The sequence below is a fragment of the Weissella thailandensis genome, assembly GCF_001932615.1.
Classification (GTDB): Bacteria; Bacillota; Bacilli; order Lactobacillales; family Lactobacillaceae; genus Weissella; species Weissella thailandensis.
Map to the genome: position 1 here is coordinate 1,914,545 of NZ_CP014332.1, position 19,832 is coordinate 1,934,376.

At 39.3% G+C, this 19,832-nt stretch carries 21 protein-coding genes and 5 tRNA genes; 4 read left to right on the plus strand and 22 right to left on the minus strand.

Annotated features, from left to right (window positions below):
• Nucleotides 1-241 precede the first annotated feature (241 nt).
• From FOL01_RS09535 to FOL01_RS09585, 11 genes are all read right to left on the minus strand, one after another.
• Complete coding sequence (locus FOL01_RS09535; protein WP_075270406.1) at nt 242-1,024, minus strand: metal ABC transporter permease; 783 nt, start codon at nt 1,022-1,024, stop codon at nt 242-244.
• Nucleotides 1,017-1,709, minus strand: coding sequence for a metal ABC transporter ATP-binding protein (locus FOL01_RS09540; RefSeq protein ID WP_075270407.1), 693 nt, complete (start codon nt 1,707-1,709; stop codon nt 1,017-1,019). Before FOL01_RS09540 ends, FOL01_RS09535 begins: the two co-directional genes overlap by 8 nt.
• Nucleotides 1,706-2,623 (minus strand): metal ABC transporter solute-binding protein, Zn/Mn family, encoded by a 918-nt coding sequence (locus FOL01_RS09545; protein WP_075270408.1) that lies wholly within the window; start codon nt 2,621-2,623, stop codon nt 1,706-1,708. Before FOL01_RS09545 ends, FOL01_RS09540 begins: the two co-directional genes overlap by 4 nt.
• Complete coding sequence (locus tag FOL01_RS09550) at nt 2,616-3,080, minus strand: MarR family winged helix-turn-helix transcriptional regulator (protein WP_075270409.1); 465 nt, start codon at nt 3,078-3,080, stop codon at nt 2,616-2,618. Before FOL01_RS09550 ends, FOL01_RS09545 begins: the two co-directional genes overlap by 8 nt.
• A 146-nt stretch (nt 3,081-3,226) precedes the next feature.
• Nucleotides 3,227-5,134: an acyltransferase family protein gene (locus tag FOL01_RS09555; protein WP_075270410.1), complete on the minus strand. Its 1,908-nt coding sequence runs from the start codon at nt 5,132-5,134 to the stop codon at nt 3,227-3,229.
• A 54-nt stretch (nt 5,135-5,188) separates the two neighbouring features.
• Nucleotides 5,189-5,662: a SprT family protein gene (locus FOL01_RS09560; protein ID WP_075270411.1), complete on the minus strand. Its 474-nt coding sequence runs from the start codon at nt 5,660-5,662 to the stop codon at nt 5,189-5,191.
• Between the two features lie 15 nt (nt 5,663-5,677).
• Nucleotides 5,678-6,448 carry a DUF975 family protein gene (locus FOL01_RS09565; protein ID WP_075270412.1) on the minus strand — a complete coding sequence of 257 codons (771 nt, stop codon included), beginning with the start codon at nt 6,446-6,448 and terminating at the stop codon, nt 5,678-5,680.
• Nucleotides 6,449-6,609: 161 nt separating this feature from the next.
• Nucleotides 6,610-6,682 (minus strand) — tRNA-Gln (locus tag FOL01_RS09570).
• Nucleotides 6,683-6,785: 103 nt separating this feature from the next.
• Nucleotides 6,786-6,858, minus strand: a tRNA-Gln gene (locus FOL01_RS09575).
• Nucleotides 6,859-6,867: 9 nt separating this feature from the next.
• Nucleotides 6,868-6,950, minus strand: a tRNA-Tyr gene (locus tag FOL01_RS09580).
• Between the two features lie 146 nt (nt 6,951-7,096).
• Nucleotides 7,097-8,548 (minus strand): peptide MFS transporter, encoded by a 1,452-nt coding sequence (locus FOL01_RS09585; RefSeq protein WP_075270413.1) that lies wholly within the window; start codon nt 8,546-8,548, stop codon nt 7,097-7,099.
• A 178-nt stretch (nt 8,549-8,726) separates the two neighbouring features.
• Here FOL01_RS09585 and FOL01_RS09590 point away from each other — a divergent pair, with 178 nt between their 5' ends.
• From FOL01_RS09590 to FOL01_RS09600, 3 genes are all read left to right on the plus strand, one after another.
• On the plus strand, nt 8,727-9,554 hold the full coding sequence (locus FOL01_RS09590; protein ID WP_075270414.1) for a metallophosphoesterase: 828 nt from the start codon (nt 8,727-8,729) through the stop codon (nt 9,552-9,554).
• 60 nt (nt 9,555-9,614) lie between these two features.
• Nucleotides 9,615-9,697 (plus strand) — tRNA-Tyr (locus FOL01_RS09595).
• A gap of 9 nt (nt 9,698-9,706) precedes the next feature.
• Nucleotides 9,707-9,779, plus strand: a tRNA-Gln gene (locus FOL01_RS09600).
• A 138-nt stretch (nt 9,780-9,917) separates the two neighbouring features.
• On the opposite strand, the gene FOL01_RS09605 is transcribed toward FOL01_RS09600, so the two are convergent.
• Nucleotides 9,918-11,156, minus strand: coding sequence for an MDR family MFS transporter (locus FOL01_RS09605; protein ID WP_075270415.1), 1,239 nt, complete (start codon nt 11,154-11,156; stop codon nt 9,918-9,920).
• Nucleotides 11,157-11,354: 198 nt separating this feature from the next.
• Here FOL01_RS09605 and FOL01_RS09610 point away from each other — a divergent pair, with 198 nt between their 5' ends.
• Nucleotides 11,355-11,873: a DUF1836 domain-containing protein gene (locus FOL01_RS09610; protein ID WP_075270416.1), complete on the plus strand. Its 519-nt coding sequence runs from the start codon at nt 11,355-11,357 to the stop codon at nt 11,871-11,873.
• Between the two features lie 53 nt (nt 11,874-11,926).
• On the opposite strand, the gene FOL01_RS09615 is transcribed toward FOL01_RS09610, so the two are convergent.
• The 10 genes from FOL01_RS09615 to rsmG all read right to left on the minus strand — a co-directional run bounded on the left by FOL01_RS09615 (nt 11,927) and on the right by rsmG (nt 19,722).
• Nucleotides 11,927-12,760 (minus strand): IS3 family transposase, encoded by an 834-nt coding sequence (locus FOL01_RS09615; RefSeq protein ID WP_083603484.1) that lies wholly within the window; start codon nt 12,758-12,760, stop codon nt 11,927-11,929.
• A 35-nt stretch (nt 12,761-12,795) separates the two neighbouring features.
• Nucleotides 12,796-13,281 (minus strand): helix-turn-helix domain-containing protein, encoded by a 486-nt coding sequence (locus FOL01_RS09620; protein WP_075269074.1) that lies wholly within the window; start codon nt 13,279-13,281, stop codon nt 12,796-12,798.
• A 99-nt stretch (nt 13,282-13,380) separates the two neighbouring features.
• A complete protein-coding gene (locus FOL01_RS09625; protein WP_237342630.1) occupies nt 13,381-14,436 on the minus strand; it encodes a sensor histidine kinase in 1,056 nt (351 codons plus the stop codon).
• A gap of 90 nt (nt 14,437-14,526) precedes the next feature.
• A complete protein-coding gene (locus FOL01_RS09630; RefSeq protein ID WP_075270419.1) occupies nt 14,527-15,216 on the minus strand; it encodes a response regulator in 690 nt (229 codons plus the stop codon).
• Nucleotides 15,217-15,241: 25 nt separating this feature from the next.
• A complete protein-coding gene (locus tag FOL01_RS09635) occupies nt 15,242-15,985 on the minus strand; it encodes a DUF1129 domain-containing protein (protein WP_075270420.1) in 744 nt (247 codons plus the stop codon).
• A gap of 12 nt (nt 15,986-15,997) precedes the next feature.
• Complete coding sequence (gene ychF, locus FOL01_RS09640; protein ID WP_075270421.1) at nt 15,998-17,101, minus strand: redox-regulated ATPase YchF; 1,104 nt, start codon at nt 17,099-17,101, stop codon at nt 15,998-16,000.
• 28 nt (nt 17,102-17,129) lie between these two features.
• The gene (locus FOL01_RS09645) at nt 17,130-17,315 is read right to left on the minus strand and encodes a DUF951 domain-containing protein (RefSeq protein WP_075270422.1); all 186 of its coding nucleotides are present in this window, start codon (nt 17,313-17,315) and stop codon (nt 17,130-17,132) included.
• Nucleotides 17,316-17,326: 11 nt separating this feature from the next.
• Nucleotides 17,327-18,232, minus strand: a complete 906-nt coding sequence (locus FOL01_RS09650; protein WP_075270423.1) for a ParB/RepB/Spo0J family partition protein — start codon at nt 18,230-18,232, stop codon at nt 17,327-17,329.
• Complete coding sequence (locus tag FOL01_RS09655; protein ID WP_075270424.1) at nt 18,219-18,989, minus strand: ParA family protein; 771 nt, start codon at nt 18,987-18,989, stop codon at nt 18,219-18,221. Before FOL01_RS09655 ends, FOL01_RS09650 begins: the two co-directional genes overlap by 14 nt.
• A 13-nt stretch (nt 18,990-19,002) precedes the next feature.
• Complete coding sequence (gene rsmG, locus FOL01_RS09660; RefSeq protein ID WP_075270425.1) at nt 19,003-19,722, minus strand: 16S rRNA (guanine(527)-N(7))-methyltransferase RsmG; 720 nt, start codon at nt 19,720-19,722, stop codon at nt 19,003-19,005.
• Nucleotides 19,723-19,832 lie beyond the last annotated feature (110 nt).

Genomic DNA, 19,832 nt, shown 5'->3' on the forward strand with positions numbered 1-19,832 from the left:
ATTACCACTTGCGAAATGCAAGCATACCACTAACAACTCTATCAAATGGCTTATTTATAAGCAAGTTAAATCACTCGAGAGCGTGAGAAAAGACGTTTTGAAGCCGGTTGTAACGATGATTGCGTTATTTTGGCTCGTAGCGCAGCGAAGAGACAGAATTTCGCAATCGTTGTTACATTAAGGCTTCAGTCTTTTAGAACGCGTTTATGCATAAAATAACCAGGACGTCTTTTGTCACGCTCTATCTTCTTTTAATCAAACTAATAAAGTAAACGCCTGCTTCGATAATGGCAATAAAGAATGAGACTGGCAAATCAAGCCAATATGATAGCACCAATGCCAGCCACACACCAAGAACAGAGAACATAATTGCTAACCCGATAATCTGCCAAACTGTCCGCCCCCACCGCATGGCAGAACTAGCTGGTAAAATCATCAAGATAAAAATTAATAACGAACCAACAATCTGTGCTGAAACGGCAACGGTTGTCGCCATCAATCCAAGAAATAAAACTTCAATCAATTGGATATTCTTTAAACTAAAACTAGCTGTTGTATAGTCAAATGCAAAATGACGCAAAGGTCGGAACATCATTAATGTAATTAGGATAACCAATGTGGCTAACACAACCACTTCCCAAACATCTGTTTGATTAATACTAAAAATCGAACCAAACAGAATACCGGTTGCGGCAGTCGCATTTTTATTAGATAGAGACAAGAAAGCAATTCCTAACCCAATTGCCACCGCACTAACTGCGGAAATCAACGATTCAGAACGCTGCTCCTTCATCCCAAGCTCACCAACACTCATTGACGCTACGACTGAAAATAGCAACATTCCTACCAATGGTGACCAACTCATGAACAAGGCGAAAGATGCCCCTGCAAAACCAATTTCACTTAGTGTATGTGCGAGAAATGACATGCGACGAGCAACAATAAATGGTCCAATCAGACCACTCATAATCGCAATCAATGTACCCGCAACAAAAGCGTGCTGCATAAAAGGAAAACTAAACAAAATTTTCGCCTCCTTCACGTAACTTAGCCACATCTAATTGATCAATATTACCGTACTCACTACCGTGTTTTGTTAGTAACAAATATTCATCTGCATACCGTTGCATAATATCAATATCATGACTAACCATAATAGTCGTTAGCTGATAATTTTCTTGATATGCAGCAACAACATCCATCAAGCCATATTTGGCAACATTATCCAAATTGGCTGTTGCTTCATCCAATATCAACACATTAGGTTTCTGAACCAAAGCTTGCGCCAAATAAGCTCGCTGTCGTTCACCACCCGATGCCCGATCAATTCGTTGATCAGCAATACTTGTCAAATTAGTGATTGCCAAAATATGTTGTAACCGATTTTTCTCTTCTTTCGATAGCCATGGTCGCAATCCCTGATCAAAAGTAAGACCAACAAAATCCCGAATACGTAGCGGAAAAGCTTGCATATCAGGCCGATACTGTGGCACATAAGCTATTTTATGTTGCCCATCGTCATACCATTTAAATTCACCTGTTGTTAAGGGAATTTTACCCAGCATGGCACGAATCATAGTTGTCTTACCAACACCATTATCGCCAATCAAAGCCAGATTATGTGCTTGATTTAACTGGAAATTCACTTTTTGATAGAGCCATCTATCATCAAATTTAATCCCAATATCTTTTCCATCTAAAATCTTCATTCTTGTAGTGCCTCGTTTAATGCGTTTAATTGTTTCAGCTGCCATGCAATATAAGACGTTTGTGCAGGTTTTGTTTCACGTGCTTGTACAATGGGTACATCATGAGCCTTAGCATAATCAACACCTTGCTTAGCCAATTTGCCCGTTGCTTGCGGATTATCAATGACAGCAGCAATCTGACCTTGCTTAATCAATTCTTGCCACTCACGGACATCACTCGGCGTTGGGTCATCACCTTCTTCAACAGCACGAGCAAATTGTTGATCCTGCATATCTGCACCTAAAGCCAACAAAGTATTATCAAAGACTGGTTCAGTTGCTAACAACTTTTTACCGTCCAATCGCGTTTTTACTTGATTTTGCAAATCGACTAACTTTTCAGCCTTTTTCTGGTAATTCTTCGCATTCTTCTCGAAATAAGTCTTTTTTGCTGGCATTAATTGGCTGTATTTTACGGCGAGCTGATTCGTTAGGCGGGTCGTGAGATCAGTTTTATACCAAAAATGTTCATTACCACCACTGGTACCGTCCTTATAGTTATAAAGATGAGCCAAATTAATTGTTTTAGCAGCTTTATTTTGTTTTGCGAAATTTAAACTCCAATTATCAAAACCACCACCATTAGAAACAATGACATCAGCTTTCTGGTATTGTTTCGCAACATTGGCAGTGGGTTCATACTCATGTGGATCCATATTCTGTTTATTAATGATGCTTGTTACCGTTCCTTGCTTACCTAGGACAGCCTCGGCCATCTCACCATAACTATCTAAACTAGCCACAACAGTAATCTTATTTTTACTTGTACTAACCTTAGTTTCCTGTCGTTGCCAAGCACTGTAGAAAATCATCCCCAGTAAGATAACCACTAGAATAGCTGGCACCCAAATGAATTTTGTTTGTTTATTACTCAATCTTCTCTCCTGTTAAGCATGCAGATAGTTGGGTCAAAAAGCGACTAATAACCGCTTGTTCGTCATCAGAAAATTTGGTCAATATCTTTTTATATTCATCAATCGTCTCACGATGTCGTTGTGTATGAGCAGTCGCTAGTGAGCCACCTAATGTTGTCAATGACCAACGACTAACTCGACCATCTTCTGGATCGGGGATGACATTAACCATAGGTTCATCACGAATATACAGACTTTTCATTGCCTTGGTGACGGCTGCACCAGACACATGCAGGGCACGTGACAACTCTGAATTAGTTTGCGGCCCATTCTGAGCTAACAACATCAGTAAATGACCTTGTGTGGTAGTAATATTAGTTTCATTTTCGCCAATTAATACTTCTCGTTGGTTTTCAGAAAGTAATTTTAGATGATTTAAAAATTGGTCGATTTGTCCGGCGTATGATTGTGTTGTCATCGTTTACATCTCCTTAACTGGTTAATTAACCAGTTAATAATAACACGTACAAAAAGTTAGTGCAACTTTCTATGAAATAAAAAAATCCGCGTACCCACCGAATAGTATCGGTAAATACGCGGATTAGAAAACAACAAAAATTTCTCTTACTTTTTCTGGCCCTGCTCGGCCATCGCTTTGGCAATCAAACTAGTATATTGTACAGAACCCGTCTGGTTTGGATGAACGTGATCGTCACCCAACCAGTTAGAATGGTCCTTAACAAGTGCTGCCCAATCAACAATATGTAAGTTTTTGTGTGTCTTAGTTTGCTCCGTTAAGAAGTTATTATTTTGTGATACCCAGTCACGATCAGCATAGCCATTGATCCAATAAACCTGGCGATCATGACCAATAATATCCATAATCTTTTTAAAGTCATTTTCACCAATCGCACCATTGGTACCAATTGAAATCACAACATTTTGTGATAATAGTCCTTGGCCATCATATGATTGTAAAATCTCTGGTACTGAATAAGGTTGTCGTCCAACTGTTGCATTCGCAACGGTATTGGGCATCAACTCTTGTAAATCAGGAGCGACATCGACCATAACTGAATCACCAACTGCCGTCACTCGATTATCACGGATTGTTGTAAACTGCTCCGCATTCAAACCATATTTGTCCATCAAATCGCGATCTTGTTGTGATAACGACTTAGGATCAACCTTTTGGCTAGATGATTTTGCACTACTTGATTCTTTCTGTGCCTTTTTAGCTTGAGAAACGGCTTTCTTATTAGCCTCATTAATGCGGTCTTTATTACTATCCAAGCGTTTTTCTAGATTATTCTTTGGTTTTGCATGGGCGGACTCATTAGCTGAAACCGCATACCCTGTCCCAGCCATCAGCATCACGGCAACTACCAACATCGCTTGTACTGAATGTGAACTAAAAAATGTTTGATACCATGAAGAACCAGTACCTAAGGCCGGTTTCTTAACCCTCCGGAAAACATTCTCAACATAACGATAGCTCAATTCCGACAAAATCAACACAATCATGATTTTCAAGATACCCATCAAAAATGTACTGTGATTGGTAACGACTTTATCAAAGAATACAAAGACTGGTAGTTGGTATAGATAAATACTATACGAACGCGTTCCTAAGTAATTCAAAAACTTATTATCTAATGCATGACTCAAAAATGATGCTGGGTGCGCAGTAATCGCAATCAAACTAGTAATGATCGCCGTTGCGACAAACATCAATCCCATATAGGTTGCACGCCATTCTCCATTTAATCCAAAAAATGTGATAAGGGTCAATGCCAAAGCAATCCCACCAAGGGTATTCAAATTCCGTTTCACACGTGGTGACAGAATATATTTCATACGTCTAGATGGCCAACCAAAGGCAAGGGCTGCTCCAAATAGCACCGCAAATATACGTGTATCTGAACCATAATAAGCCCGGTTGATATTCATTGGATCGTACAACACACCTAGCAAAATGGCAGACACGCCAGCCAATCCAATCAACGCAGCACCAATCGAAATTCTACGAATACGTAATCCTAGCAGAATCATCACAATAATGGGCCAAATTAAATAAAATTGTCCTTCAATAGACAATGACCACAAATGGGTAAACGGTGACGACCCACCCCATGAATCAAAATAAGAGTCACCGTGTTTGGTTGCCCAAATATTATACACATACAACATATTGCTAGTTAAAATTGACCGCAAATTATACAGCAAATCACGAGCAAAAAAAGCAATATACGTGGCTGTTGCAAATAGCATCATCAAAAGGGCCGGGTATAGCCGCTTCAGACGCCGCCGATAAAAGCTCAGCACATCAATATGACCATTACGATCATATTCCTGAATTAAAAGATCTGTAATTAAATAACCTGATAAAACAAAGAACAGTGGCACTCCCATCCAACCACCGGGTAAAGCCTTTGGCCATAAATGAAATACAATTACGCCAATAACTGCAATTGCTCTAAGTCCATCAAATCCAGTAATATAACGTGGCTTATTTGTTACATTTTGGTTCATGTCATCTCTTCCTAAATAAATATTCTACTCTAATAAACTAATAACTTAGATGGATTAATTCTGATTATTATTTAAATAATCGTACCTTACCAATTTTAGCGCTGTTTTGCAGTCACCACAAACAAAACGTGCCGTATTGATGCGCCGTTGCCGATATATTTTATGGCCTTTTTCGCAGACGTAAAGCCAATACTTTTTCTGATTTTGCATCTTCGAAATTCTTGGCGCATATCTCAATCCGTCAACTTGCTTTAATAACTGTTTAAATTCTTTATCGCGATGCATGTGCGGTAAATGACGTGTATGTAAATGATAATGAACCAGTTCATGTTTAATGATGCCAGTAAGATTATTTAAGTCGAACTGAGAAAACATTAAAGGATTGATTTCAATATCATGAGTCGCTAACAAGTATCTACCACCCGTTGTACGTAAACGTTTATTAAACCTTGTTTTATGTTGAAAAGGTTGACCAAATTGTTCAAGTGAAATTTGTTCAATCAGTTGCTGTAATTCTTGATTTGTCATTTTACTGCTTGTCAGTTACAGTTCATCATTCTCATCAAATCGCATGGTTGGGCGTCGTCCTGACTCACCTTTGCGAACGGCTAAATAAAACTGTGCTAATGTTGCCTGGTAGTATGGGACAACAAAAATTGCTGCAATACCATACGTGATGGCCACAAAAATCCACCATAAGATAAAACTAACTTGTAACCAAAATAGCTTCATCCGATAACCACGCATCATCTTTTCTGATTTTTTTAGGTAAGCCGTCAGTGATGAAATTTCACGACCAGCACGCACATCTTCAGCGTACAACAAAGGTGCTTGTGAATAAGAATAGGTTTTCATAATTCCGGGAATTATGAAGACAAATGTCCACAAAATTGTGAAGATAAACCGTAATCCCAGCAAGACAACGATATCAACGATTGTTCGCTTACTCCAAAATTTGAAACTAGCACGGACTGGTCTTTCAGGTGCTTCTTTCTGTCGATGCCACTGAACAAATGTCCAAGTCACTCCTAACGTAAAGACACCTAAAATGACTTCAGACAATAAACTTGTCGTAAAAATCTCCGTAAATATTGGTAGAGCATTTCCCGCTAATTCCGAAGAATACTGTATAGCAGCATTATCCGAATTATTAGCTGTCTGATCGATAGCGCCCGATATTGCTTCTCTATTTGATCGAATTGCTGTACCAATTTGATAAATAATTAAAATAATTGACAACTTTATCGCTGTGCCAAAATTATCACCGCGTACATAACTTTTCGCTTGTTTTTTTAAATCGTAATTAGTAAACATACGTCACCTTTCATTAATTAACTTCTATTAAGTTTACCATATCTTAGGGCTTATTTTATTCGTTTTCACCAAACATTGCACCTTATCATTATCACCATCGGTCACTTTTTTAAAAGAAAAAAGCACCTGTTCAACTGGACAGATGCTTTCACGAATAATTACTGGGATAGCTGGATTCGAACCAGCGAATACACGGTACCAAAAACCGATGCCTTACCGCTTGGCCATATCCCAATGTTTGCGACTTAACTATTTTAGTGCTTTTTATTTTTACTGTCAATAATTATTACATAAAATAAAAAGCCAACAAGCGTAATCGCTCATTGACTCTTTTTAGCTGGGATAGCTGGATTCGAACCAGCGAATACACGGTACCAAAAACCGATGCCTTACCACTTGGCCATATCCCAATAATATAATGGGGGCTATAGGATTCGAACCTATGAACCCGAAGGAATGGATTTACAGTCCACCGCGTTTAACCAGACTTCGCTAAACCCCCATGTTCGTATCAGGCATCTCTGCCCCGACAACTCTTATATCATACCAATTAAAAAAATAAATTGCAAGAGATTTTTTAAATCAATTTAGTAACCCATAAAAAAAGAGTTTGTATGTCATCACATACAAACTCTTTCATATAATTACCTATTGCACACCAGCCATCAATCGCTTGATACGTGGTACTAAGAATACTAATAGGATTCCTAGGGCAACTGAAGCTAGTCCAAACCATGTAAAGTAAGCAACTTCATTATCTGATGAATACAATTTTACTAGTTGGGCATTTAAGGCTGACCCAGCAGATGAGGCCAAGAACCACATTGACATCATTTGCGACATAAATGCCTTTGGTGCTAACTTTGTTGTGACTGATAGACCAACTGGTGAAATCAACATCTCACCAACAATAACTAGGGCCCATGAACCAACTAACCAAAGTGGTGACACATGACCTGAAGTACCAAACAAAGTACCTGGCAAGGCCATCAACAAGAATGAAGCTCCAGTGAACATTAGCCCAATTGCAAACTTCATTGGTGAAGAAGGTTGATTCTTCTGCCACTTTACCCATAACCAAGCAAAGAATGGCGTATATAGCATAATAAATAATGGGTTCAATGACTGGAACCAGGCAGCTGGGAACCATGACGTGTCAACACGTTCAGCAGCAAAGGTTGCCAAAACAATTGATCCTTGTTCCTCAATTGCCCAGAACAATACAGCAGCTAAGAATAGTGGAATATACGAGAAAACTCGTGAACGTTCTTCCTTAGTCACTTTAACCGATGTCGTCATTAACACAAAGTATGAAATCGGCAAAATAATCGCAACAATCGTCAACAAATTAACGTAATTTTGTAGACTATTCCAACCCATCAAGTTCATCAATACAACAATCAATGCAAAGAAAATAATTCCTAAGATGATTTTAACAATTAATGGCTTAACTTCTTCTTCTTGTAGAGGATCTGGCGCATACTTTGAATCTTCATGTAAATGCTTACCACCAAAGTGATACTGTACCAAACCAAAGAACATACCAATAGCAGCCAATGAGAATCCGGCATGGAAACCAACATTTTCTTGTGTCCAACCAACCAATAATGGCGAAATAAATGAACCTAAGTTAATTCCAAACACAAAAATTGAGAATCCTGAATCTCGTGAACTATTATCATCTTCATCATCATATAGTGATCCAACCATTGATGAAACATTTGGCTTTAGCAACCCCGTTCCAAGAACGATCAAAACCATTGAGACAAACATTGCTGTTGCTCCGAATGGTAGTGCCAACGCAATGTGTCCAAACATAATGAGCACACCACCCCAGAACACGGTACGTCGCTGTCCTAGAACACGATCGGCAATAAACCCACCAACAACCCCAGATAGATAAACCATCGAGGCATATATTGCCATGATTGATGCAGCAGTAGCCTTGGTAATATCTAAATCACCAGTACTAATTAAGTGCCACATATAGTAAAGCAAAATGGCTTTCATACCATAGTAACTGAAACGTTCCCACATTTCGGTCATAAATAATGTTTTAAGACCGAAGGGTTGTCCCAGGAATTTCTTTTCCGTTTTCATGATAAAAACTCCTCATTCAAATAAAGTGTTCTTCTACTCTGAACATTGTGACAAAACGTCACTTGTTAAATTTTACTTGAATTTATAACTATCTACAAGCGCAACCATCATTTTCTACTAATTTTTTTATCACTTTTGTTATAATCAGTCTATGAAATAGAGTAGACAAGGAGTTTGTATGACTAAAATTATCGTATCAAGTGATAATCACCTGGATGTTAACAAACAAGATATTTCGCAAGTACTTGTACAACAGGCAACTACACTACATCAATTACAACCTGATTATTACTTAATTGCTGGTGACCTATTTAACGATTTTGAAAAATCATTAAAGTACGTCCATGAATTACAGGATGCTTTATCAACAGATACAAAAGTCCTATTTATCGCTGGTAATCATGATATGGGACGTAATATTTCATTTGCTGAATTAGAGACCCCACTTGACCCACTCTATCTACATAATCAATATTTCGACATCCCCAATACCAACTGGCGCATTATTGGCCATAACGGTTGGTATGATTATAGTTTTACACCAGATATTGCCCACGAAAGCATTGCCCGTTTTCGGTCAGGATTTTACTACGACCGAGTGATTGATCAACCAATGAGCGATCCGGATCGCATGGCCTTAGGACTCTATCAAATGAAGCAACTGTTGGATGATGCAGTGCAACAACACAAACAAGTCATTTTCTTTACTCATTTTGCACCAATTAACGACGAAATTTTTTATCCCGAGCATAACTCACGATGGGCAATGGTCAACGGCGTACTGGGTTCAACCAAAACAGGTGAATTATTAGCGCAATATGATAACATCCAACATGTTTTCTACGGACATATCCATGTCACGGTCCCACCTCGTAAAAAGCACTTAATAACTTATTACAATCCTAGCGTCGGTTATAATCGTCATAAGCTACAAGAATGGACAGCTAATACTTTTTATCAGTCATGGTTAAACAAAATAATACAAATAGTGTTGACAAGTAATTAACTATTCTGTATAGTATATATTCGTTGAGGTGATAAGTTAATTATTACTCATCAGACATATGGGGGTTTAGCGAAGTCCGGTCAAACGCGGTGGACTGTAAATCCATTCCTTCGGGTTCATAGGTTCGAATCCTATAGCCCCCATTATATTATTGGGATATGGCCAAGCGGTAAGGCATCGGTTTTTGGTACCGTGTATTCGCTGGTTCGAATCCAGCTATCCCAGTTAAAAAGAGTCAATGAGCGATTACGCTTGTTGGCTTTTTATTTTGCTCAAAAATCGAAGGTATAATAAAAGAACTGGCTGGAACACACAAACGTTCCAGCCAGTTCTTAAACGATATTAATTAATGTTTCATAAACCTTATTGCATAGTTTCCGTCTTAAATTGCGCGGGCATTTTAGCTGCCTGAACAATGGTAACCATTGCAATTAATGTCCCAATCATTAAGACGCCTGCCATCCCCCAGTCATTCGTAAATTGTGATAGTGAAACCATCATACCAGAGATAATATTTCCCACTGGACGTGTTGCAGCAAACGCACCCGAATAAGCACCAATTTGTTCCGGATTCATCATATCGGCACGCATGGTCTGACTTGACGGCACATTAATGATTTCACCCAAGGTAAAGACCACTGCCACAATAACTAATGGCCAGAAATCACGCAACAAGAATGATAGCGCAAAGCCGAATCCTTGAATAAATGTACCAATAGCAAAGCTTTTAATTAATGGCCAACGATTAGTATAGCGGTTGATTAAATTCATCACCAATACAATCATGACCGTATTAATCACTAACATAAATGATAGCATTCGTTGACCGTAGAAATGAATCCCCATGAAGGTATAATCATGGAAGAATTGTGTTAAATGAGCGGCTAAATAAAAATCGGGCTGTGAGTAAATCACAACGGAGAAAATTGATCCGAACATGAATAATACATACCGCTTATCAGATAAAACGCGACCGTAAGACCGGACAGCACTCCAGACCGATGAATTTGCATGCACATTCTCCATATTAAGCGTCTCTGCCATCCCGAACTTGATGATTGATGCGTTGACAACACCCACAAAAACAGATCCTAACAACAGTTCAAATAGATAATCACGGAAGAACCACCCACCAATGGCTGCCCCTAACATGACACCAATATTGATTACCCAATAAATCAATGCGTAAACAAACTTTCTATTTTTGATTGTTGATGCATCAATCATCATCGCCTGTTCAGCTGGATCGGCTAACGACGACCCAATCGATGCCGTTAAAAAGCCAATAAAAGTGATATATGGATTTGTATACCATGGCGCATTCATTAACATTGCCAGCGTGTAGCCAGATATAATTAATGCTGATCCCGTCAACATTGTCCGTTTACGTCCCCACACATCCGATAAATGACCACCATAGAGTCCTGCAATAAATCCAGCCACGGAAACAACCATTAATAAAAATCCCGATACAAAAGCGCCAAAATATTGTACATAATAAATTGTCATATTGGGACCAATCGAACTACCAAGTAAGACCGTTAAAAAAACCGTTAACGTTCTTAATTTTAAGTTGCGATTTAATGCCATGAATTCTTGCATAACAATTACCCTTCCGTCCTAAAAAAATCAAATTGTAACCATACTATCACAAACCCGCACCACTTGTCCGAATTTTCTTCGGTCCTTTCGAGTCATGACACACCCAACTTTTTAGTCTAGACCCAACCATCATTTAGTTTCACAGTCTAGATGTGATATAATAACAATACAATCTACGATGATACGAGGTGATAAATCATGACTGTAAACAAGTTGAACAAAAATAACTTTGAAGACATCGTTTTCCCACACTGGGATGAACTACCAAATTTTGATCTCTATATGGATCAAGTCGTTGCATACATTAATCAAGTGTTAGCACCACTAGAGATGCCTACTGTAACTTCAACAATGATCAACAACTATGTTAAGAAAAAGATGATTCTAGCGCCCGTAAAAAAGAAGTATCAAACGCTACAAGTAGCTGACATTTTGATTATTTCATTACTAAAGCCCATCTTCTCATTGGACCAAATCCGGGCAGCAATCGATCAAATAACCATCGATAGTTACCCAAAGAAAGCTTATAATTCTTTTGTTGATACCCTTCTAGGGTTTTTCAAAAATCCCACGAATCAACCGCTTGAAGGCGTATCACTAGAAACACAGCTGATGCAATCGGCTGCTAGTGTCCTTTTCCATAAATTAGAAGCCGAAAAAATTTTGGGTACGTTGCAGGAACAACATCCTATTAAAGAAGTACCAACAACTAAATAATGCCATTAGAAAAAAGGTTGGAATGAACTGAACCCCAAAAATTGGAGAGAAGTTTAAGCAACTAGCTGGTCGGAAAGACTTCGGTATTGAACCGGAGTTTTTCCGGCCAGCTTTGTTTTAATCCGCTTATTGTTGTAGTAATAGATATAATTATTGACGGCAGACTTCAGCTCGTCATAGTTTTGATAATGGTTATTATGGACAGTTCCTACCTTCAAGATATGAAAGAAGCTCTCTGCCATAGCATTATCTAGACAGGTCGCTTTGCGACTCATACTTTGAAACACATGGTTGTTCTGCAAACGTGAGACATATTCATAATTTTGATACTGGAATCCCTGGTCAGAGTGAATCGTCAAACGGTAATTTAATTTGGGCCTAGTATTTAATAGTTCATCCAGTGGTTTCGTAACGAAATCAACGGTTGGATGAAGATCAATATTCCAAGTGAGAATCTCACCACTATAAACATCAATATAGGCCGTAAAATATGCTCGTTCAGATACTGTTCCAGAACCCCAACGCATTTCAGTAACATCTGTGAGCACTTTCTGATAAGGTCGGTCTGTTATAAATCGACGTTTAACACGATTTGGTGCAATACGACCAACTGTTCCGACATATGAATTGTACTTACGAGTTATTCGGTTAAATGCAGTACAAAGAATACCGTTCATTTTCATGATTTTCAATACAACCTTATGGTTGGTATTAAACCCTTGGTTATGCAATTCCTGAGTGACACGACGGTAACCATAATCGGGATTTTCATTACGAACTGCAGTAATGGCATTAATCAAATCACGAGGATATTCTTTATATGCTCGCTTGCAAGCATCATAGTAGCTACTACTAGACATTTCTGCTACTTGAAGAATTAATTTCAATTTACATTTCAATTCCTGCCTTAACACAGTAATTACTACCGCTTTGTCTTGGTTTGTAATTTCTTTTTCTCTTGTGCTAAGGCCTCGAGTTTTTCCAGATAGGCTACCTTAATACGCAGTAATTCATTCTCTTCTTCAAGTTTCTTAATTTTATTATCTTCTTGCTTAGTCATAATCTTTTTCCGCCTTTTCTTATTAGATTTCAGGCGCCCAGATTCCAGTGCTCTTTCCCATTGCCAAATGGTAGCTGGGGTACGAATATGAAATTTCTTAGCAGTTACCGGAAGCGAAGCTTTGTGCTCAAGGCGCCATTTAATTACCTTGATTTTAAAGGAATATTGATAATTTGTCTTACTTTGACTAGCGTTGTTTAACCCATAGATACCAAGCTCCTTGATGTTAGTAACCCAGTTACGAATGGTGTCTGTTCCTTTAATACCAAACTTTTTCCGTATTTTATAAGGCGGAATACCTTGTAGGTACATCGTGACTGCTTCAATTTGTACTTCTTTTGAAAACATAGTAAAACCCCGTAAGTTTTGGAAATTACTCCAACTTACGGGGTTCAGTTCAGAACAAAAGCAAATGTTCCAACCTTTTTGTATTAAAAATATTTTTTATTAATCCGGTAATTCGTCTTCTTCTGGCGTTAATGGCAAATTAATAATGAAGCTAGTAATGGCATCATCTGACTCAACTCGCACTTGTCCACCATGCGCATTAATTACGCCGTTAACGATTGCCAAACCAAGTCCTGTGCCACCAGTTTTCGTATTACGAGAGCCTTCTACCCGATAAAAGCGATCAAACAGACGTTTAATGGACTCATCAGGAATTTTAGCGCCATTATTCGTCACACGAATTTCTACCTGATTGTCATCTGGCATAACCTTTGCTGATAATCTAACAAAAGTTGCGCCTTCACCGTACTTAAAGGCATTATTGATTAGATTCATAAAGACACGCGCCAGTCGGTCAGGATCACCAACCATTTCAATAACCGTTGGATTTGAAACAGCCGAAATCACAACACCCTTTTCCTCAGCTTCAAGCTCATAATTCACTGCCAATTGCTGGAGTAACGCTGCTAAATCTAACGGTGCCCAATGAAGTTTGAAATCAACTTGATGAACTTGCGTGTAATCAAATAAATCTTCAACTAATGACTGCATTTGACCCGACTTATCAAAAGCCGTTTGGGCGTATTTCATAATCTCTTCACGTTGCAATTTTTGTTGCTCACTATCGTTAATGATTAATCCAAGGTATCCCAAAATCGACGTCAAAGGTGTCCGCAAATCATGAGAAACATTTGTGACCATTTCATCTTTAGACCGTTCAATTTCATGCTCTTCAACCATTGCTTGTTGCGCAGCTTCAAAAACTCCGTTAACATTCTCTGCTAATGGTTGCAAGCGACGGCCCCAGCGCTTAACCTGTAATCCCTGACTCTTTGTATCACCAACCTGTGGTACTAATTTATTCACTGCTACAATCAATTCTGATAACTTTGTTTGTTGATAAAACTGCCATAGCAATAGCAACCAGACAATTAATAAAATACCCCCGACAATACCGACAGTTGCTGGTGATTGCTGTGATATCCTAACTAATTCTGACCACAAATTATTTGTATCCCAATGTGGTTGAATCATGAGAACAATACCAATTCCCATGCATACAAAAAGCAGGGCGGAAACCACTGCCTTGACCGTTAATTTTAGCCAACTCAGTATTCTTAGTTTCATCCCCACTGCCTTTCTGTATTAAAGTACTTCGATTTTATAACCAACACCCCAAACAGTTTGCACAACCTGGTTACCACCAGTGGCTTCTTCTAATTTATCGCGTAAATGTGACACGTGAACCATCACTGTTTTTGCTGAAACAACAGATTCTTGTTGCCAAACACGTTCAAAAATATCATCAGCGCTAAATACTCTATTTGGATGTGATGCTAGTAGGTACAAAATGCCAAATTCCAAAGCTGTTAAATTAATATCAACACCGTCCGCTGTTCGCACTTCGTGACTATCTTTATTGATTGTCAATGGACCGACATCTAACACCTCTGGTGTTGCCTGTGCCAAGCCATTTTGCGCCCGACGTAGTAATGCACGTACACGCGCCATAACTTCCAATGGATTAAATGGCTTTGTCACGTAATCATCAGCACCCGTAATTAGGCCTTGAATTTTATCCATCGCACCTGACTTTGCCGACAATACTAAAATAGGTACTGAATTATCCTTACGAACTTCTTTTAAGACCTCAGTGCCACTCATTTCAGGCATCATAATATCTAAAATAATCAAACCAATATCGGGATTTGTCCGAATCTTAGACAGCGCCTCTCTACCATCGCTAGCAACAACTGGCTCATAGCCTTCATTTTTCACATAGATTTCTAGCAATTCCGCAATTTCTTGGTCATCATCAACAATCAAAATTTTCATCAATCTACCCTCACTGCTTCTTTGGCTATTTCTTTCGTGATTGCGCTTGTGCGTTTGCCCCAAGGAAACCACCCTTGATTCCTGTCTTTGAACGCCAGTAACGGAAACCAACAAAGGCAAGTGCTGCAATCACAAGATATACCCAACCTGGTAATAGTGGATTAATTACTGGTGGTAAGAAGGCAAAGCCTAGGTATGCCAAGAACCAAATAGCAAAGGCCCCTACTGTGACACTAGCCTTTTTCAAAAACGATACATGTTTACCATCGCGACGTGGTGCAAGGGTCAATGTAACAGCCGAGAAGAAAATACCACCTAAGACTGACGTCAAAATCAATGAAGTAATTCCGGCAGCACCTGCTGAACCATCCGCTGATGACTTCATGCCACTAAAGATCAATGTTAGTCCAAACATGAAACTAAACATCATAAAGAAGGCAATGGCGTTATCAACTGCAAGTGGCCAAAAACCATAACTTGCATAACCACGAGTATCATCGCTCTTTTCTGCCTCAGTCTTTAGCCCCATTGCTTCGGCTGGCGTATTATATAATTGCTTAGCTGTCACCCCTGTTTTTTGGGCAGTTAATAATTTTGCGCCAACTTCAGTAATCAATTGTGCTTTAGACTCATCACCATTAGCCAGGATGACCATTTGACGAATAAATTCTTGGTTACGTCTTGTTAATCCTGACGTTGCAAGTTCTTGGATGGTTGGCAACGTTGGCTTTGGCGCCTGTGATTGTGTTTGTTCCTTTGACTCTGTCATATTTCTCCCCAATTAAACGTTGAACAAGAATTCAATGATGTCTCCATCTTGTACAACGTATTCCTTTCCTTCTGAACGACGACGTCCAGCCTCTTTGATCGCCTTCATTGATACATAATTGTCCAAATCTTCAAATGACACTGTTTCAGCACGAATGAAACCACGTTCGAAGTCTGAATGAATAACACCGGCAACTTGAGGTGCCTTCATGCCAGCACGGAATGTCCAGGCACGTGTCTCTTTACCACCAGCAGTAAAGAATGTGCGCAAATCAAGCATATGATAAGCAGCACGAATCAAACGATTCAATCCGGGTTCAGTAATGCCCTGCAATTCCATGAACTCCGCTTTATCTTCATCATCCATTTCGGCAATTTCTTCCTCAGCACGTGCAGAAATACCGATAACACCGGCACCTTCTGATTCTGCGTATTGCTGAATCTGTTGATAATATTCTGATTCTGATGGATCAGCCATATCATCTTCTGAAACGTTGGCCACGTAAAGCACTGGCTTTGAAGTTAGCAAGAATAAATCATGAATGATTTTTTGCTCATCTTCATCCCAATCAATTGAGCGGGCTGGTTTACCAGCCTCTAATGCAGGCTTTAGTTGTTCTAGAACGGCAAGTTCAGCAATAGCATCTTTATCTTTAGCAGACTTTGCTGACTTTTCAACACGACTGTAACGCTTGTCAATTGATTCTAAATCAGCTAATACTAACTCTGTATTGATTGTTTCAATATCTTCTAATGGATCAATCTTACCTGACACATGGGTAATGTCATCATCATCAAATGCACGTACCACATGGACAATGGCGTTAACTTGTCGAATATTTTCCAAGAATTTATTTCCAAGTCCCTCACCTTGTGAAGCACCTTTCACGATTCCAGCAATATCAGTAAATTCAAAAGTTGTTGGTACAACTTTATCTGCCGGAATCAATTCTTGAATACGATCCAACCGATCATCAGGCACTTCAACCATACCAACATTTGGTTCAATGGTTGCAAATGGATAGTTTGCCATTTCTGCACCTGCTTTAGTAATTGCATTAAACAAAGTTGATTTACCGACGTTTGGCAAGCCAACAATTCCTGCTGTAAGAGCCATTTTATTTACCCATCTCTCTTTTCATTAATTAATCTTGTGCACTTTTTAGTACACGTTTAAAACGTTTATCAAAATCATGACGTGTCATGACAATTTGTCGCTGACAACCTTGACACACGATTTTCATATCAGCGCCAACACGCATAATCTGCCATTCATTTGCACCACATGCATGCGCCTTTTTCATTTCAACAATATCATGTAAATTATACATCACTGCCTCCACTATTCCGCGTCCAAGTCAATGTCTAGTGTTTCAAAAATCCGGTTTAAGTCTTCATCTGACAAATAGGTGATTTCAATTTTTCCAGCACCTTTATTGTTACGTGTCATATGGACTTTTGTCCCGAACTTGTTTTCCAATGCCGTTGTCGATGCTTTAATATAAGGAGACAAACTTGGTTGTTCCTTAGTAGGTGCTGACTGTTCATTTAATTTATTGACCAATTGTTCTAATTGCCGAACTGTCATGCCTTCAGCAACGGCACGCTTGGCAACAGGGACAATCCGACGCTTATTGTGTAATCCTAATAACGTACGAGCCTGCCCCATTGATAGCTGACCTGCATTTAACAATTCTTTGACTTCATCAGGTAGATTCAATAAACGCAAGAAATTAGCAACCACCGACCGAGCCTTACCCAATCGTTTAGCCACTTGTGCTTGTGTCAAATTAAGACCATCCATCATATCACGATAAGCCTGCGCTTCTTCTAATGGCGTCAAATCTTCACGTTGTAAGTTTTCCAGAATTGCCGCTTGCAACATTTGATCATCATCTAGCTTGCGCACGATTGCCGGAATAGTATCTATATTAGCAATCTGTGAAGCTCGCCAACGACGCTCACCAGCAAGGATTTCGTACTGACTACTGTCTTTGGGATTATGTCGAACAATAACTGGTTGTAAGACCCCATTTTGCTTAATTGATTCAGCTAATTCCTGCAGTTTATCCTGATTGAACACCCGTCGTGGTTGGAACGGATTGGCAACCATCTTTTCAATCGCGATTTCACGGACTTCATCACCATTAGAAGCTGAGTTATCAAGACCTTGATCAGCAAATAAGGCTCCTAGGCCACCGCCCTTTTTCCCAAAGCCACCTAATCCTGTTTTTTTAGATTTCACCATGAGATTCTAGGACCTCCTTCGCTAACTTTGTATAGACCTCAGCACCTCTTGATTTTGGATCATAATCAATAATTGACATTCCCCGAGATGGTGCTTCAGACAAACGAACATTGCGCGGAATAACGGTATCGTACACTTCACTACCAAAGTACTCACGCACATTATCAATAACATCAGCTGACAAATTTGTACGTGGATCGACCATGGTCATCAGGACACCTTCAACCTCTAAGTCAGGGTTGAAATGACGTTTGACCAATTTCATATTATTCATAAGTTGGCCAAGCCCTTCTAACGCATAATACTCAGCTTGAACCGGAATCAAAATTGAATCCGCGGCTGAAAATGTATTAATCGTCACTAATCCAAGTGAAGGTGGATTATCTATTAAAATGTAGTCGTATTGTTCGCGAATGTTACCCAGCGCATTTTTCAAGCGTAACTCGCGGGCCATTACTGGTGCTAATTCCAGTTCTGCACCGGCAAGTCGAATCGTTGCCGGTACAATATCAACGCCTTCATGAGAAGTTTGTAAAATGACGTCGGCTATGGGCACGTCATTAATCAAGACGTCATAAATATCTTGCTCAATATTTGATTTATGAACACCAGTTCCTGATGTTGCATTACCTTGCGCATCGGTATCAATAATTAATACTTTTTTGCCAAAAGATGCTATCGAAGCAGCCAAATTGACTGTTGTGGTTGTTTTACCAACACCACCTTTTTGGTTTGCTAATGCAATAATGTGTCCCATTATTTTCCCCTTCCTACAATGGTTTGCGTGCTGGGTCTCCTGGTTTACGAGGATAACGGTTAGGTGTTGAACTTACCTTATCAATGACAATAATCGTCCGAGGGTCACCGTTTGGTAAGTTGACTGGTACTTCTTCGCCAATCTTGCCACCCAACTTTGTAATTGCGCCTTGTGCTTCATGCAATTCTTCGCTGGCAGCACTACCTTTCATGGCCAATAGTGCCCCACCAACTTTAACAAGTGGTAGTGTCAATTCGCCCAAAACATTTAATCGAGCTAATGCCCTAGCAGTTGCTACATCAAATTGTTCGCGATTGGGGGCCTTTTTATGACCAAACTCTTCAGCTCGCGCATGGATGACCGTCACCCCTTCGAGGCCTAGTTCATTCACTAGATCCTGCAGAAAATTTATCCGCTTATTTAAAGCATCAATAATAGTAATCTGTAATTGTGGAAAGGCTATTTTTAGCGGCAACGATGGGAATCCAGCACCTGCACCAACATCAATCATACTAAGTTGGTCAGTTTGTAACTTAGGATAGGCCCATGCTAAAGTTAATGAATCATAAAAATGCTTTAAGTAAACCTCATCACGATCAGTAATGGCCGTTAAATTCATATGCTCATTAACTGCTACCAAACGATCATAATACGTTTGGTATTGCGTTAGTTGTTTATCGTCTAAAATGACGTTTTTATCGCGTAGTGCCGCCGCAAATTCTTCGGGGTTCATTATCTCTCTCCAAACTGATTCCAATACTAAAAGAATACCGCAAAATGCCCATCTATTCAATAGATGGACCGAGTTGAATCATAAAATCAAAAGGCTTATGTTTCACGTGG

Bases quoted from the DNA above. Each gene is read 5' to 3' on its own strand.
- FOL01_RS09590 (WP_075270414.1), top strand. From the start codon at position 8,727: ATGACTAAAATTATCGTATCAAGTGATAATCACCTGGATGTTAACAAA.
- rsmG (WP_075270425.1), bottom strand. From the start codon at position 19,722: ATGAACCCCGAAGAATTTGCGGCGGCACTACGCGATAAAAACGTCATT.
- FOL01_RS09550 (WP_075270409.1), bottom strand. From the start codon at position 3,080: ATGACAACACAATCATACGCCGGACAAATCGACCAATTTTTAAATCAT.
- FOL01_RS09560 (WP_075270411.1), bottom strand. From the start codon at position 5,662: ATGACAAATCAAGAATTACAGCAACTGATTGAACAAATTTCACTTGAA.
- FOL01_RS09630 (WP_075270419.1), bottom strand. From the start codon at position 15,216: ATGAAAATTTTGATTGTTGATGATGACCAAGAAATTGCGGAATTGCTA.
- FOL01_RS09555 (WP_075270410.1), bottom strand. From the start codon at position 5,134: ATGAACCAAAATGTAACAAATAAGCCACGTTATATTACTGGATTTGAT.
- FOL01_RS09540 (WP_075270407.1), bottom strand. From the start codon at position 1,709: ATGAAGATTTTAGATGGAAAAGATATTGGGATTAAATTTGATGATAGA.
- FOL01_RS09585 (WP_075270413.1), bottom strand. From the start codon at position 8,548: ATGAAAACGGAAAAGAAATTCCTGGGACAACCCTTCGGTCTTAAAACA.
- FOL01_RS09645 (WP_075270422.1), bottom strand. From the start codon at position 17,315: ATGTATAATTTACATGATATTGTTGAAATGAAAAAGGCGCATGCATGT.
- FOL01_RS09605 (WP_075270415.1), bottom strand. From the start codon at position 11,156: ATGCAAGAATTCATGGCATTAAATCGCAACTTAAAATTAAGAACGTTA.
- FOL01_RS09565 (WP_075270412.1), bottom strand. From the start codon at position 6,448: ATGTTTACTAATTACGATTTAAAAAAACAAGCGAAAAGTTATGTACGC.
- FOL01_RS09620 (WP_075269074.1), bottom strand. From the start codon at position 13,281: ATGTTTTCAAAAGAAGTACAAATTGAAGCAGTCACGATGTACCTACAA.
- FOL01_RS09625 (WP_237342630.1), bottom strand. From the start codon at position 14,436: ATGGGAATTGGTATTGTTCTCATGATTCAACCACATTGGGATACAAAT.
- FOL01_RS09655 (WP_075270424.1), bottom strand. From the start codon at position 18,989: ATGGGACACATTATTGCATTAGCAAACCAAAAAGGTGGTGTTGGTAAA.
- FOL01_RS09610 (WP_075270416.1), top strand. From the start codon at position 11,355: ATGACTGTAAACAAGTTGAACAAAAATAACTTTGAAGACATCGTTTTC.
- FOL01_RS09635 (WP_075270420.1), bottom strand. From the start codon at position 15,985: ATGACAGAGTCAAAGGAACAAACACAATCACAGGCGCCAAAGCCAACG.
- FOL01_RS09650 (WP_075270423.1), bottom strand. From the start codon at position 18,232: ATGGTGAAATCTAAAAAAACAGGATTAGGTGGCTTTGGGAAAAAGGGC.
- ychF (WP_075270421.1), bottom strand. From the start codon at position 17,101: ATGGCTCTTACAGCAGGAATTGTTGGCTTGCCAAACGTCGGTAAATCA.